Here is a 15321-nt window from a genome sequence, read left to right as displayed (position 1 = left end):
TGCCGGAGTCACGCTGATGCTGCCACTTAAAGCGCTGCTGCGCCTCTATCGCAGCCACCCCTGGTTGCTGCTGATGAGTCTGGCCGGGCTGGTATTGGGAGTGTCGCTGGTGGTGGCCATCGAGCTGCTCAATCACAGTGCCCGCACCAATTTTGTCGCCGCCCGCAGCCAGCTGGCAGGGGAAGCCAACTACCGGCTGGCCCCCGCTGGCGGGCTGGATGAGCAGCTTTATGTGCAACTGGTGACCAGCCAGCCCGCCCTCGATGCCATGCCCCAGCTCCATGGCTGGCTCAAGGATGAAGAGGGGCGCAGCTTTCAACTGCTTGGGATGGATCTCTTCAACCCCGGCCCCCTGCGCCAGTTGTTTGGCGCCCGACCCGCGAGCGAACCCGCCTTTTCCCTCAACCGCGCCGACAGCATCTGGCTGGCTACCCCCGAGGCAGAGCGCCTTGGCTGGCAAGCGGGCCAGAGCCGACGCTTTGTGCTGGGCGGCAGCGATGGCGCCAGCGCCAGCGCCCTGACCCTGACGCTGGCAGGCACGTTTGAACCGGGCGCAGTGCCCATGGAGCGACTGCTGATAACCGACATCGGCCTCGCCCAACCGCTGCTGGGCAAAGCGGGTCGGCTCGATCGCATCGTCTTCAAGCTAAGCGACGCCGAGGCTCGCACTCTGCAGGCCTCCCTGCAAACCCGTTACCCGAACCAGCCCTTGTGGCTTGAACCCATCAGCCCGGCGCTCGATGCCAGCCAGCTTGGCGATGCACTGGCCCTCAACCTGACGGCGCTGTCATTGCTCGCCATGGCGGTGGGATTGTTTCTGGTGTTCAACGCCCAGCGATTTGTGCAGAGCGTACGTCGCCCCCAGCTGGCCCAGTTGATCATTCTGGGGATGGGGCCGAGCCGGGTGCTGCGTTGGCTCATCCTGGAGCTGCTTATTCTTGCCACCATCGGCACCCTGCTCGGGGTGCTGCTCGGCAGCCTGTTGGCGCTCGCCCTGATGGGGCAACTGACCCAGGCGCTGGCCGATCTCTATGGGCCCAACCCCATCGATCTGTTGCGCCTTTCCCCTGTGAGCCTGCTCAAGGCACTGTTGATCGGGCTGTTCGGTACGCTGGCCGCCAACCTGCCCGGCTGGTGGCAGCTGCTGCGCCAATCCCCCCTCGAACTGCGAGCGGAAAGCAGCCGCCCCCCCGCTCACCCGTGGCGACGGCGCGTGCTGGCCATCGCCATCTTGCTGCTGTGCGCTCTGTGCCTGTGGTTGCCGCAAACGGGTCTGACCGGCGCCCTGTTTATCGCCGGCGGCTGGCTGCTGGCCATGTCGCTCTGGCTACCCGATGCCCTGCGCGGCCTGCTTGGCTGGCTGCGACGCCGCGCGGGCGGCCCCCTCACCGCTCGGCTCGGGGTGGCCGAGACCCTCTATCACCTCGATCGCACCGCTATCGCGGTAATGGCGTTGCAGCTCGCCATCGCGGCGGCCATCGGCATCGGGGTCATGGTGTCGAGTTTTCGCTCCAGCGTGGAGATCTGGCTCGGCCAGCGTCTGGCCGCCGATCTCTATGTCACCGCCCCCAAGGGGGTGGCGGGCAACAAGGGCACCTTGAGCGACACCACCCTCGAGCCCCTGCTCGCCAACCCGCTGGTGAGGGCCGCCTCACGCCGCTCGGTGTACCGCGCCCGCTGGCAGGGGCAGCCCATCGAGTGGGCGCAAATGGACTTTATCCCCCAGCTTAAAGCGGCCTATCCGCTGCTGGCCGGACGCTGGCCGACCCGTCCCGACGAAGTGCTGGCGAGCGAACCGCTGACGGTGCGCCTCGGGGTCAAGGTGGGCCAGACGTTGGCGATCAGCGGCGAGCAGGGGCCAAGGCAGTTCACCGTCACCGGTGTCTATCAGGATTACGGCAGCGACAAGGGGCAAATTCTGCACGCCTTCGAAGGGGGGGCGGTGCAATCCCTCGCCCTCTTTAGCAACGACCCCGAGCAGCTGGCCGACCGCCTGCGCGAGCGCTATGGCGAGCAGCTCAATCTGCTCTCCGCCCCCGCCATTCACAGCGCGGCGCTCAAGGTGTTTGACCAGACCTTTGTGGTGACCGAGCTATTGAAACTGCTGATCCTCGGCATCGCCTTTGTCGGTATTGGCTCGGCCTTTATGGTGCTGGGACTGGCGCGCCGTGGCGAGTTGCAGACCTTGCAGAGTCTGGGCTTGAGCCCCCGCCACTGCCGCCAGCTGCTGGTGTGGCAAGGGGCGGGATTGGGGCTGCTCACCGCCCTGCTGGCCCTGCCGGTGGGGTATGGCCTCGCCTGGGTGCTGATCGAGGTGGTCAATCCCCGCGCCTTTGGTTGGCGCCTCGCCTTCGAGGCCGCCCCCCTTCATGCGGTCACCGCCCTGTTGCTGGCACCGGTATGTGGCGCATTGGCATCCTGGTATGCGGCAAGGAGAGTGGTATGAAACAGATCAAAGGGTGGCCGCTGGCGCTGGGTATGCTCTGGACGCTCTATAGCGGGGCTATAGCTGCCAGCGATCTGGGCGCCCTGCTCGGCGGCGGCAACGACAGTTTTAAAAAGGTGCAGCCGGGACAAACCATCCAGCTGCCGGAGGATCACGCGGCCCACCCCGATTACCGCTCCGAGTGGTGGTATCTCACCGGCAACCTCAAGGATGAACAGGGGCGCGAATATGGCATGCAGTGGACCCTGTTTAGGCAGGGTATCGAGCAAGAACTCCGCACCAGCAACCCCTGGCTCACCCCCCAGCTCTGGCTGGCCCAGTTTGCCATCACGGATCTCGACCGTGGCAGCCACCAGCAAGATGAACGGGCCAGTCGGCAGGGGCCGGGGCTGGCGGGGGCCAGCGGCGGTCAATATTGGCTCAGGGAGTGGCGGCTTGCCTCGCAAGGGGCGGCGCTCTTCCCCGCCACCCTCAAGGTGCAGAGCAAGATTGGCGAGCTGAACCTCACCGTCACTGCCGCCAAGCCGCTGGTGCTGCAAGGCAAGGCCGGTTATAGCGAGAAGAGCCCGGGCAACGCCTCCTTTTACTACTCCTACCCGCGCCTCACTCTTCGCGGCACCCTGACTCGCGATGGCGAGACCCGCACCGTGACTGGACAAGGGTGGTTTGATCACGAGTGGAGCAGCTCAGTATTGGCCGAGTGGCAATCGGGCTGGGACTGGTTTTCGCTGCAACTGGCCGATGGCCGCGAACTGATGCTGTTTCGCCTGCGCACCAAATCGGGCCGCGCTAATCCCGAAAACCAGCCAGAAAACCGTTACGGTATCTTGATTGAACGCGACGGCAGCAGCCGGGTGCTCGCCCCCGACGCGATTCGCCTTACGCCGGGCAACACCTGGCGCGGCCCCAAGGGGCAGGATTACCCCGTCGAGTGGCAGCTAAAGGCCGCCGGAATGAGCCTCACCATCAAAGCCCGTCAGCCCAATCAGGCCATGACCGGTCGCTTTGACTACTGGGAGGGAGCTGTCTCTGTCTCGGGGGATGCCAAGGGGGTCGGCTATCTGGAGATGACCGGCTACTGAACACCCTCGACAAAGGTGGCCGGTCTGATCGATGACCTAAAAACAAATCGCCCTTATAACAGGGCATAACCGTGATATTGCCCAGCCACTTCTGTCACTTGGCGCCAGTCGTCGAGGATGTCTTATCTGTTTATTTATCAAACACCCTCACCCACTCAACCCGCAGCCAACTTGGCTCAAGTCTGATCCTTGTCAAAAAACCCTTCAAAATCCGAGCGATAACTAACTTTTTACTCACTTTTATTGGTAGGTGTTTGATACCTTGCTCATCTGGCCCTCACAGCCCCAAAAGCAGCCGAGGTAAGCCCATGATTTACCCATTTTCAATCTGGTTAAAAGCAGTACTCGGGGAGCTGTAACCCCGTGCGGTAGCCATCCCGATCGTAGGGTGTCAATAAGCGAAGCGAATTGCATCACCTTATTTTAAAGACATGGTGAATAGACCAATTCTTTATCCTTACGTCTCGGTAAACGTTGGGCTTCGCAAGCTCAGCCCAACCTACCTTTCTGGTATGGGCCGATAGTCCACCGGGTTCTCGCCACCCTGATCGCACTGTTTACTCTGACCATAATACCTTGGTTACTTGGTTTAAAAAAAGATGTGCAATGACCATATCTATAATTACAAATTCAACAACCTTACGCCCATGTAAATTACATTTTAAATAAATGCAATTAAAATAAAGCCAAACTCTTCTTGCATGGAAAAATAGCTACATAAACTATCAGGCTCTTTGCAAAGCAACTTTTAACTTATAAGACAAAATGACAAGGCCTATTCATGAATAAGTTACCGAGAATTTTCATCGCGTCATCCTCAGAAAACCATGATCTTGCCAGTGCATGTAATCAAAACTTGGATAGATGTGCAGAAGGGACTGTATGGTCAAACGTATTTGAACCTGGTGGAAGCACTCTAGCATCACTCACAAATACAGCTAACAATGTTGATTTTGCATTATTTATTTTCAGCCCTGACGATTTAACAAGAATCCGTGGTGAAAGTAAACTAACAATTAGAGATAACATACTGTTTGAGTTAGGGTTGTTTATTGGTGCTATTGGCCAAGAAAGATGTTTTATCTTGAAGCCTAGAAACATAAAAGATTTACATATTCCAACCGACATTCTCAACTTAAACACTCAGACATATAACAATGAGCGTCTCGATGATCTTGTTTCCGTAGTCAATGCTGCATGTTTCTCATTTCAAACGCAGATGAAAAAACTTGGTTTTTTCAATACAAAGACCAACGATTTTATAAAATCTGAACGACATGAACACAGAGGATATGTACCAAATGATGATAACTTATTTCTCTTCTCCCTTTTACTATCAACAGCTAGTGGTGATTCACCAATGACTAAATTTCAGATAGAAAATGAATATATGCAAAAGATACTGAATCAGAACTCCTCCTCAAAGCAATTATCTTTGAATATTGGTTTAATTAAGCTTGAACAGGCTAACCTAATAGAAAGAAAAATTGACTGTGATTATAATGGGAACGAATACGTTGGTTTCCAAGTTACATCAGATGGAATTGAGTTTGCCATTTCAAATGAACAAAAAATCCACCAAGCCGTAAAATCGTTGACGACAGAAATCCCATTTTAAAAAATGGAATTTTAGGGTAACCGAAAAAGTGGCGGAGTTTTCAATCAGAACTTATTTATTTTGTTGCCCACCGGTCAAAGATTGAATAAACGCCAGGGTACGGCGATTAAACTGCTCCGGCTGCTCCACATTGCAGACATGGCCGCACTGTTCAATGACCGCCAGCGAGGAGCTGGCATCGCGGGCCACCTGTTCGCGTACCGGTGCCAGAAACATATGATCCTCCTCCCCCATCACATAGAGAGTGGGAATGGGCAGGGAGCGTTCGCGAAAATAACGCATCAGCGGGTTGACCTCGGTGGCGAGGCGGAACCAGCGCTTGAACTCTTTCTGGCACAGCTTGCGGGCCTCGCGCACAAAGAGGTTGCGCGACTCCTGATGGTGCTGGCGCGGCATGATGATGAAGGCAAACAGCCGGTAGAGCCACATATAGGGCAGGAAGTGCTGGCCGAGTCGGCCCAGCTGCACCAGCACCCGCGAGCGGATATCGAGCCTCAGGATAGCGCCCCCCAGTACCATGCTTTTCACCCGCTCCGGGCAGAGCTCGGCCAGATGGCGAATAAGGATGGTGCCAAGGGAGATGCCGACAAAGTGGGCGCGGCGGATATCGAGATGATCGAGCAGCCGAACGATATCTTCGGTCACTTCCCGAAAGCTGTAGTGGCCCTTGACCACCTGTTGCAGCTGGTGGGACTGGCCGTGGCCACGCAAGTCCAGCAACAGCACGTTGAAGTGCTCGCGATAGGCGCGCAGCTGCTTGAACCAGATGGAGGAGCTGCCACCGGCGCCGTGGACAAACACCACCCAATCCCGATCGGGACCCAGTTCGAAAGTCTTGTGATACAACATCCAATAGGCTCCCTTGGTGATGGGGGGTATACTCGGCTGCGCGCATATTAACAGAACAGACCCGCCGATAGATATGCGCCTGACATGACCCGGATCACCCCTTGCGCGAGAACTTTTCATGGATTTGACCCGTTTGCGCCACTTTCTGCTGACCCTGCCGGGCGCCACCGAAGATACCCCGTTTGGCCCGGAGATCCTGGTCTACCGCATCGCGGGCAAGATGTTCGCGCTGGTGGATTGGCAGGCCGAGCCGCTCACCATCAACCTCAAGTGCGAGCCCGAGCTGGCGTTGCTGCTGCGCGAGATCCACCCCGAGGTCAAACCGGGCTGGCATATGAACAAGCAACACTGGAACACAGTGACCCTGAACAGCACCTTGCCGGATGATCTGTGGCAGGGCTGGGTGCACCACTCCTATGAGCGGGTTGTCGCGGGTCTGCCTAAAGCCAAACGGCCACAGGCGCCGCGCCCCCTCTCCCCCACTGACGACCCAACCTTATGACCCCAGCACTTAGTCCAGCACTTTGCATTGTCCCCCTTAGCGAGGCACATATCCCCGCCCTCGTGAGCCTGTTTGAGCAGGCGGTGCGACGCTGCGGCCCCGAGCACTACAGCGCCGAGCAGGTGGAGCAGTGGGCCCTCGGTTCACAACATCCGGGCTTTGTCAGCCAGCTGCGTGAACACCACGGCTGGGTAGCGGAGCTGGCAAATGTGCCCCTCGGGTTTGTCACCCTGAGCCCCGATGGCCACCTCAGCCTGCTCTATGTGAGCGCCGACCATCAGCGCCAGGGACTAGGCAATCTGCTGCTCACCACGGCGCTCGCGGGGGCCCGAGGGCTCGGTCTGACACTCATCACCACCGAGGCCAGCGCCTTCAGTTATGAGCTATTTTTACGACATGGCTTTACGTTGACCGGGCTGGAGTGCGTGGAGCGGGGCGGAGTCAGTTTTACTCGCCATCGCCTGCACTGCTGCTTGCCAAGCTAGGGCAAGCCACTAAAATACGCTTAATTTTCGTATTGTTACTGTATTGAGGCAGCAACCATGGTGGTAGAAAGTGAAGGCTATATCTCGCTGATCGAGTATCTGGTGGAGAGTTTGGGATTGTTTGAATCCCAACAGCAGAACGATGGTGAAGAGACCATCGAAGATCTGGTCAGTGGCCGTGTTGCCAGCAACCTGATGGCCATTTGCGAGCAAAACCCCCAGCTCGATCCCAAGGTGCGTTTCGCCATCATGCAGGAGGCCGACGCCGTGGTCGCCGACCTGGAAGAGGTGCTCTCTGCCGTCTGGCTGCGCGCCCCGACCCCGGAACAGAAAACCTTCCTCATCGAGTTTATCGATCTCATCAAGAACCTGTTCGATAGCGCCATCGGCTGATCTGCCGTCCGGCTCTCCCGCCCAACGCAAGATTGCAAAACAGCAGATAAGGAAAAGGGCCGCCTTGGTGGGCAGCCCTGCTTGCTATCATTTTCAACCCGCCAGTGCGTTCATTCATCAGGCGGTTATCAAGGCAAGAAATGTGTCTGGACTTTGCATCCGATCCCTGGACGCTACCTAGTTAGTCCCGACTGGTCGCAATAAGTTCCCTCCTCCGACCATTTATTTTCACTTTTATTAAGAAATCGACTACAAACCTGTTCAGCGGTTCAGGCTGGGCGGCAAACAGACTCCAATGCCACCCAATCCGCAGTAACCATCCGGGTTTTTCTCCAGATATTGCTGATGGTAATCCTCGGCGTAGTAGAAGGGCGCCAGCGGCAAAATGCGGGTGGTGATGGCACGGCTGTCGCCGCTTGCCGCCATCGCCTGCTGATAGGCCGCCATGCTCTGCTGGGCAATGATCTGCTGGCTCTCGTCGCCATAGAAGATCACCGAGCGATACTGGGTGCCAATGTCCCCGCCCTGACGCATCCCCTGCGCCGGATCGTGCTGCTCCCAGAACAGTCTGAGCAGGTCGCCGTAGCTGATCACCGCCGGATCAAACACCACCTGCACCGTCTCGGCATGACCAGTCAGCCCGCTGCACACCTCTTTGTAGGTGGGATTCTGGGTCACGCCGCCCTGATAACCTGCCGCGGTGGAGTAGACGCCCGGCTGCTGCCAGAACAGGCGCTCCACGCCCCAGAAGCAACCCATGCCAAACCAGGCGATCTCCATGTTCTCGGGCCAGGGACCCTGGGTCGGGTTGCCGTTCACCGCATGCTGCTGACCAATCACCATCGCTTCGCGTCGTCCCGGCAGGGCATCTGCCGGTGAAATAATCTGTTCCATGAATTCTGTCCTTGTATAAAACCCTGTGAAATCACACAGCTGACGAAAAGGAGCATCGAAGATAGCAGTTTATCGCGCCGGATCAACCGGCGGGCCCCTCCCCGCTCGCCCCAACGGCCATCTGCACCGTCCGTCACCCTTTCCCGATCCGCACGGCCAAGCCGCCCCTCGTAGACCAGAAACGGCCAAAATCAATATTTAGTCTTGATTTGTGAATTAATTTTCATATATTGAGCCAATCGCTGTTTTTTTATGGAAGAAATATCAAGTGCGTGAACGCGAACCCAGTCTGGTCAATGCCTTCCGGCAATCCACCCCCTATGTCAATGTGCATCGGGGTGCCACCTTTGTGCTGATGATGGGGGGAGAAGCCATCTGCCACCCCAACTTCGCCAATATCGTCAGCGATATCGCCCTGCTGCAGACACTGGGCATACGCCTGGTGCTGGTGTTTGGTTCACGTCCGCAAAACGATGAAGCGCTGGCCCGCGCCGGTATCGAGGCCCAGTATCACAAGCGGATCCGGGTCACCGATGACGAGAGTTTCACCATCATCAAGCAGGTGTGTGGTGGCCTGCAATATGACATCACCGCCCAACTCTCCATGGGGCTCGCCAACACCCCGATGCAGGGGGCGCGGATCAGCGTGGTGAGCGGCAACTTCGTCACCGCCCAGCCGCTGGGGGTGGATGATGGCATCGACTTTTGCCATAGCGGCCGGGTGCGCCGCATCGACGTGGAGGGGATCACCCGCCAGCTTGATCAGAAGAGTCTGGTGCTCATCTCCCCCATCGGCTGCTCGGTCACCGGCGAGAGCTTCAACCTGAGTTCGGAAGAGGTGGCCCGCCGGGTGGCGGTCGATCTCAAAGCGGACAAGCTTATCTGCTTCAGCAGCACCCAGGGGGTGATGGACAGACACGGCGAGGCCATCTCCGAGCTCTTCCCCGAGCAGGCCGAAGAGCTGCTGGTGGAGCTGGAGCAGGCGGGCGAAGAGATGTCCGGCACTGCCCGCTATCTGCGCGCAGCGATCGCCTCCTGCCGTGGCGGGGTGCCCCGCTCCCATCTGGTAAGCTATCAGGATGATGGCGCCATGCTGCAGGAGCTGTTCAGTCGCGACGGCCTCGGCACCCAGATAGTGCGGGAAAGTGCCGAGCAGGCCCGCGCCGCCACCATCGAAGATATCGGTGGCATTCTGGATCTTATTCGCCCGCTGGAGGAGGAAGGGATTCTGGTGCGCCGCTCCCGCGAGCAGCTGGAGATGGAGATCGACAAGTTCACCATCATCGAGCGCGATGGTCTCATCATCGGCTGCGCGGCCCTCTACTGCTTTATGGAAGAGGCGATGGCGGAGATGGCCTGCGTCGCCATCCACCCCGACTATCGCAACTCCAACCGGGGGGATCAGCTGGTGGCCAAGGTGGCCGAGCGGGCCAAGCGGCTCGGCATTCGCCGCCTGTTCGTGCTCACCACCCGCTCCATCCACTGGTTCCGGGAGCGGGGCTTCGATCCGCTGGAAGTGGAAGATCTGCCGGTGGCGCGCCAGCGTCTCTACAACTGGCAGCGCCGTTCCAAGGTTTTGTCAAAGACCATTGCCTAAGTCATTGATTCTGTGTTGAGTTAGCCGACAATTTGAACTTTTTCACAAACTCGATTGACAGTGCAATCCAACGCAGGTTATTTCTAAATGCACTCCACCGCCCTGGTGGAGCCAGAAGAGGAGCGCTGCCCAGGCAGCCCAAGGGAGGACGCCAGCGTCCGGTGAACTTGGGTCAGGGGGAGCAGCGCCGAGACGAGTGAGGAGACTGGTAACCTCAACGTCGGCTGCGGGGGCTGAATCCCCCGGGTTGTCATCGGTAGTGATCATCCCCCACCGCGCCCTGTAAGGGGCGGTACGGGATGGGCTCTGCAGGTGGAGTGCTTCTGGCCGGGATAGCTTCGTTCATTCCTGCCATTTTCAGCCTCCTCCTCTCTTTTTTGCCCGATGGAACCGGAATCTTAAAATAAGACAGGAGTAAGCAATGAGCCCGATCAATGTCGCCAAGTTTGGCGGAACCAGTGTCGCCAACTTCCCGGCCATGAATCACTGCGCCGACATCGTGCTGGCCAATCCCGCCACCCGGGTGGTGGTACTGAGCGCCAGTGCCGGTGTCACCAACCTGCTGGTCGCTCTGGCACAAGGGGAGCTGGACGAGGCGGGCCGCGACGAGCAGCTGGCCAAACTGGCCGGGATCCAGCAGGCCATTCTGGCCGATCTCGGCAACCCTGTTGATGTGAGCGCCCTCATTCATGGCCAGCTGGACGAGATCCGCCTCATGGCCCAGCAAGCCCACCAGCATACCGATGCGGAGCTGGCCGATCGCCTCATCGCCTGCGGCGAGCTGATGTCTACCCGCCTCTTTACCGAGCTGCTGCGCCAGCGCGGCGTCAAGGCCCACTGGCAGGATGTGCGCCAGCTGATGCGCACCGACAGCCGCTTTGGCAAGGCCACCGTCGATCTGGCCACCACCCGCACTCTCTGCCAGCAGACGCTGGGCCCGCAGCTTGGCGACAGCCTTATCATCACCCAGGGCTTTATCGGTGCCGATGGCGATGGCCGCACCACCACGCTGGGGCGCGGCGGCTCTGACTACAGCGCAGCCCTGCTCGCCGAAGCGCTCGATGCCGCCAGTATCGAGATCTGGACCGATGTGCCCGGCATCTACACTACAGATCCGCGCCTCGTCACCCGCGCCCGCCCCATTCCCGAAATCAGCTTTGTCGAAGCAGCCGAGATGGCCACTTTCGGCGCCAAGGTGCTGCACCCCGCCACATTGCAACCGGCGGTGCGCCAGAATATTCCGGTGTTTGTCGGCTCCGCCAAGGACCCCGCCGCCGGTGGTACCTGGATCCGCGCCAGCACAGATTCAAGCCCGCTGTTTCGCGCCGTCGCCCTGCGCCGCCAGCAGGTGCTGGTGACCCTGCACAGCCTCAACATGTTCCACGCCTACGGCTTCCTGGCCGAAGTGTTCGGCATTCTGGCCCGTCACCGCATCTCGGTCGATCTCATCACTACCTCGGAAGTGAGCGTGTCGCTGACCCTGGATCACACCGGCAGCCAGAGCAACGGCGAACCGATCCTGAGCGACAAGGTACTGACCGAGCTGGGCCAGCTCTGCAAAGTGGAGGTGGAAACCGGTCTGGCACTGGTGGCGCTCATCGGCAACCGGATGAGCGAAGTGAACGGGGTGGGCAGTCAGGTCTTTGACGCCCTGCGCGAGCACAACATCCGGATGATCTGCTACGGCGCCAGCGCCCACAACCTCTGCTTTCTGGTCAAGGAGAGCGAGGCGGGCAATATCGTCAACCGCCTCCATCAGGAGCTGCTGGACTGATCCTCACCCGAGGCAATTCCGGCCATGCAACAGGGCGCCTGCAAGGCGCCCTGTTCATTTGTATTTCGCAGATGTGTTGGCTCAGGCAAGGCTGGTGGCTGGCAACTGACAGGCGACGGCTTCGCGGCGCAGCTGCTGCAAGCGGGCCAGCAGCCCGGTCTGGCCGAGCTCCGTCTCCTGAGGCGAGAGATTGTCCACCAGCAGCGGATAGTGATCCGTCACCGCCTGCATCAACCAGTCGAGGCGACGCAGGGTGAGCGGGCAGCAGCTCTGGCCGCTCAGATCATCGGCCACATCGAGCCGGTGGCTGCGATACATGTCCCGCCACCAGTTGGCGACCAGCGCGTCGTCGCTCGCCAGCGCGGCGCTCCACTCCCCTTGCAGGGCGTGCAGGCGGGCCAGCACGGGCGCGCTGGCCCCTTCACGGATCAGGTGATGGATCTCCCGTTTCACCCATTTCAGGCAGAGTTCACGCCAGTAGCGAAATTGCGGCAGAGGATCGGCCTCATCGAGCCAGAGTCCGGAGAGGGTACGGGTCTCCAGTCGCTCCGGCACATGGAACTGCGGGTCGACCAGACCATTGGAGTTGTATTCAAAGCGGGGATCGAAGGTCCACATATAGCCAAAGTCGAACACGCAGATCTGCTCGCCGTCATCGAGCAGGTTGCCCGGGCTCGGGTCCCAGTCAAACCAGCCCCAGCGGGCCAGCTCCCCCTGCACCTCCAGTATCTGGGCCAGATTGCGCTCGTTGAGCTGATGGACCGGCACGCCCCGCAACCAGGGGGAAACCAGCACACCGGCGCGCGCCGAGCCAAAGCTGGTGCAGACCACGTGGGAGAGGACAGTAGGATGCAGCTCGCGCAGCGCCTCGATTTCGCGCCGCCGCTCCAGCTCGGTCAGAAAGGCGGTCTTGCCATCGAGGTTGGCCACCAGTGAATCCTGACGGCGCCGCTTGAGGCACCAGTGATGCCCCTCCACCTTGAGGTGAAACACCTCGGCGGTGAGACCGTGGCGATAGACCTTGACCACAGCCGGATGGCTATCCTTCAGCTTGACCAGTTGGGCCAGCGGCAGCGGACAGTCGCGCTCGCGTCCGATCCGGATCTCTTCCTTGCTCTCCAGCATGCGCAGCAATCTGGCCTGACGTGCCATCACTTTGGGATTCATACATGTACCTCCAGTCGCTATCGAGAGACTAAACAGCAGATCCCTCCCAAGCCAGTGGCAAAACCCCATGATGACGCTTTCATCACATATTCCGAACAACCCCTCGATCGGGATCACAATTTGCAAGGTTGAGCTGTAACCAAATATTCATTAAGTGGTCATTAAATTGACAAGCTGAAACAAGGCCCGCACCATCGGGTCAAACTCTATGCGGATGAACGATCTCTCCCTCACTCGCTCAAAGGATGAGCTTATATGAATCGCCCCTCCTCAGGCTGCCCCCGCGTCCTGAGTCTGCCCTCTCTGCTGCTTGCCCTGCTGGGCGGATTGCTGCTGCTGACCCTGTTGTTGCCGCTGATCAATCCCGGCAGCTGGCTGGGCCGCGCCCAGCCGCTGGTGCTGGGCCCCGCCGACAATCCACTGGCCACCCTCACCCGCCACGCCCTGCTCTATAAAAGCGACAGCCGCGGCCTCTATCTGGTGGTGCGGAGCCAATGGCAGTTGCGAGGGCCGCTGCAAGCGGGGGACAAGGTGCGGGTGGAGCTGCTCAACGACAAGGGGGAGCGGATCGACCAGCTCAGTCAAGCGGTGGATAAGCGTCAGGTGTGCCGCAATAACCGCTGTACTCTGGATCTCAACAGCACCCTGCGCGCCCCGGACGATGCGCTGGCCAGCCGTTATCAGCTGCGCATCGGTCTGCTGCTCAAAGATCGCCCCGAGAGCGGCGACTTCAGCCAGATCCTGCAAACCCTGCCGGAGCAGGGCTTCAACCTCACCTATCTGGTGGTGAGCCTGACGCTGGTGCTGGCCCTGAGCGCCGCCGTGCTCAAAACGGTGCTGCCAAAGCTGCGCCGCAGCCTGCGCTGGCGGATCATCGGCAGCCTGCTGCTCGGCAACCTCACCTTCGTGCTGCTGCACGGCTTCGTGGTGTTCAAGCTGGGGGAGTTTCTGCTCTGGTCAGGCTTTCGGCCGGAGCACTACTATCTCGCCTGGGGCAGCATGGTGCTGGGCTGGAGCCTCTGCGCGCTGGCGGGCTTCAACCTCTATATGGGGCTGGTCTTTACCGCGCTTTCGGGCATCGGCCTGCTCGCCAACTTTATGAAGATCGCCATCTACGGCGTGCCGCTCGGCGGGGACGATTTTGGCAACCTGCTGGCGCTGCTGCGGATCCTGCTCGACCAGCACCCCATCCTGCCCATCTTCACCGTGTTGCTGGCACTGTTTCTCTGCTGGCGCTTTGCCCTGTCGCGCTGGGTGTTGCGCACTGCCGCCGCCACCGTCGCCTTCTTTGCCCTGTGCGTCTTTGCCACCCAGACCGGCAACAAGCTGCTGGGGGCCAACATTCGCTACGTGGATCGCGCGGTCAACTACCACAGGGACATCATCCGCTCCGGCCCCGGCCTCTATCTGTTCAATCTGGTGGACGAGATGCTGCAAAGCGGCAGCGTGTTTCGCTACCCCTTGCAGATCAACGAGCTGACCCCGCAGCTAAGCTATCCGCCCCAGGGCATAGCGCCGCGCTGGGATCTGGTGATCGTGCTGCAATATGAGTCGCTCTGGCTCGACTGGAAGGGGCGGATCTGCGCCCCGGCTCCCACCCTCTCCCTACCCGCCAGCGTGCAGCAGTGGCAAAAAACCATCCACTCCCCCACCACCGGCGGCATGACGGTACTGGCGGAGTTCGAGATGAACACCGGCCTGCCGGTGGGCTTGCTCAAGCAGGGGGTGGTGCCCTACTACTACCTCTCGCAGCAGGTGCCGGGGCTGGCCCAGAGCGCCAGACAGAGCGGCTACCAGACCCTGTTCGCTCACCCCTATGTGGAAAAATTCTGGGGCCGCGCCAAGGCGATCCCGGCGCTTGGCTATGAGGAGCGCTGGTTCGATACCCGCTTCACCACCCTTGAGCACAAGGGGCTCTATATCTCCGATGATGCGCTCATCGACCACCTGCTCAAGCGCAGCGAACAGGATGACAAACCGCTGTTTGCCTATGCGGTCACCATGCAGGGGCACGGCCCCTTCGATGGCCCCCGCTATCAGGGGCAGGAGCGCAGCGGCGCCTGCCCGAACCAGAGCGAGAGTGACACCCAGCTGCTCAACACCTATTACACAGGGGTGGTGGATGCCATGGCCTCGCTGGAGCGACTGCTCAAGACCCTAGACCAGTCAGGCAAGCGCTATCTGGTGGTGGCCTTTGGCGATCACCAGCCGTTTTTGATGTCCGCCGGCAAGGGGATTCACGGTGACAAGCCGGCGCGCGATGCCACCTACCAGATCCCCATGATGGCCTTCACCCGCGCCGATGACCCCCTCAATCTGGCGACCCAGTTTGCGCCGGTACGCCAGCTCTACCAGATGGGTCAGGCGACTCGCCAGCTGCTGGCGGGGGATATCACCCCCATCGAAGAGAAGCCCCTGCTCCATCCGGTACTGGGGGAAGAGAAGGGATTCGAACCTTCAAGCCTGGTGCCGCAGATCCGCGCCAGCTTCCGGCCCGATGCCCTGCCCTGATCC

The 15321-nt window shown here is 59.8% G+C and carries 12 protein-coding genes and 1 riboswitch; of the genes, 9 read left to right on the top strand and 3 right to left on the bottom strand.

Annotated features, from left to right (window positions below):
* Nucleotides 1-16 precede the first annotated feature (16 nt).
* The 3 genes from AB5Y67_RS02120 (at nucleotide 17) to AB5Y67_RS02110 (ending at nucleotide 5146) form a co-directional block, all read left to right on the top strand.
* Complete coding sequence (locus AB5Y67_RS02120) at nucleotides 17-2446, top strand: FtsX-like permease family protein (protein WP_368207564.1); 2430 nt, start codon at nucleotides 17-19, stop codon at nucleotides 2444-2446.
* Nucleotides 2447-2478: 32 nt separating this feature from the next.
* The gene (locus AB5Y67_RS02115) at nucleotides 2479-3528 is read left to right on the top strand and encodes a lipocalin-like domain-containing protein (protein ID WP_234915221.1); all 1050 of its coding nucleotides are present in this window, start codon (nucleotides 2479-2481) and stop codon (nucleotides 3526-3528) included.
* 781 nt (nucleotides 3529-4309) lie between these two features.
* Nucleotides 4310-5146, top strand: a complete 837-nt coding sequence (locus AB5Y67_RS02110; RefSeq protein WP_201941675.1) for a TIR domain-containing protein — start codon at nucleotides 4310-4312, stop codon at nucleotides 5144-5146.
* A gap of 51 nt (nucleotides 5147-5197) precedes the next feature.
* Here the strand turns inward: AB5Y67_RS02110 and AB5Y67_RS02105 are convergent, their stop codons facing one another.
* Nucleotides 5198-5995, bottom strand: coding sequence for an alpha/beta fold hydrolase (locus AB5Y67_RS02105; RefSeq protein ID WP_201941677.1), 798 nt, complete (start codon nucleotides 5993-5995; stop codon nucleotides 5198-5200).
* Nucleotides 5996-6113: 118 nt separating this feature from the next.
* Here AB5Y67_RS02105 and AB5Y67_RS02100 point away from each other — a divergent pair, with 118 nt between their 5' ends.
* Genes AB5Y67_RS02100 through AB5Y67_RS02090 form a run of 3 tightly spaced genes read left to right on the top strand, consistent with a single transcriptional unit; the run spans nucleotide 6114 to nucleotide 7375 of the window.
* Entirely contained in the window at nucleotides 6114-6497 is a 384-nt protein-coding gene (locus AB5Y67_RS02100; protein WP_005333730.1) for an MmcQ/YjbR family DNA-binding protein, read from the top strand.
* Nucleotides 6494-6982, top strand: a complete 489-nt coding sequence (locus AB5Y67_RS02095; RefSeq protein WP_201941679.1) for a GNAT family N-acetyltransferase — start codon at nucleotides 6494-6496, stop codon at nucleotides 6980-6982. Before AB5Y67_RS02100 ends, AB5Y67_RS02095 begins: the two co-directional genes overlap by 4 nt.
* 57 nt (nucleotides 6983-7039) lie before the next feature.
* On the top strand, nucleotides 7040-7375 hold the full coding sequence (locus tag AB5Y67_RS02090) for a DUF3802 family protein (protein ID WP_005333735.1): 336 nt from the start codon (nucleotides 7040-7042) through the stop codon (nucleotides 7373-7375).
* Between the two features lie 261 nt (nucleotides 7376-7636).
* On the opposite strand, the gene msrA is transcribed toward AB5Y67_RS02090, so the two are convergent.
* Entirely contained in the window at nucleotides 7637-8269 is a 633-nt protein-coding gene (gene msrA, locus AB5Y67_RS02085; protein WP_005352745.1) for a peptide-methionine (S)-S-oxide reductase MsrA, read from the bottom strand.
* Between the two features lie 268 nt (nucleotides 8270-8537).
* Here msrA and argA point away from each other — a divergent pair, with 268 nt between their 5' ends.
* Together argA and lysC are read left to right on the top strand one after the other, a co-directional pair.
* Nucleotides 8538-9866, top strand: coding sequence for an amino-acid N-acetyltransferase (argA, locus tag AB5Y67_RS02080; protein WP_042055633.1), 1329 nt, complete (start codon nucleotides 8538-8540; stop codon nucleotides 9864-9866).
* Nucleotides 9867-9973: 107 nt separating this feature from the next.
* A riboswitch (Lysine riboswitch) is annotated at nucleotides 9974-10197 on the top strand.
* A 90-nt stretch (nucleotides 10198-10287) separates the two neighbouring features.
* On the top strand, nucleotides 10288-11640 hold the full coding sequence (gene lysC, locus AB5Y67_RS02075; protein WP_201941681.1) for a lysine-sensitive aspartokinase 3: 1353 nt from the start codon (nucleotides 10288-10290) through the stop codon (nucleotides 11638-11640).
* An 81-nt stretch (nucleotides 11641-11721) separates the two neighbouring features.
* Here lysC and AB5Y67_RS02070 read toward each other — a convergent pair whose 3' ends face one another.
* A complete protein-coding gene (locus AB5Y67_RS02070; RefSeq protein ID WP_270819044.1) occupies nucleotides 11722-12807 on the bottom strand; it encodes a hypothetical protein in 1086 nt (361 codons plus the stop codon).
* Between the two features lie 255 nt (nucleotides 12808-13062).
* Between AB5Y67_RS02070 and AB5Y67_RS02065 the strand changes: the two genes are divergently transcribed.
* On the top strand, nucleotides 13063-15318 hold the full coding sequence (locus AB5Y67_RS02065; RefSeq protein WP_201941685.1) for an LTA synthase family protein: 2256 nt from the start codon (nucleotides 13063-13065) through the stop codon (nucleotides 15316-15318).
* Nucleotides 15319-15321: the final 3 nt, after the last annotated feature.

It is taken from the genome of Aeromonas sp. s12 (genome assembly GCF_040907925.1).
GTDB lineage: Bacteria > Pseudomonadota > Gammaproteobacteria > Enterobacterales > Aeromonadaceae > Aeromonas > Aeromonas veronii.
The sequence above is the reverse complement of the archived record's forward strand: the minus strand, read 5'-3'. Positions and strand labels throughout refer to the sequence as shown.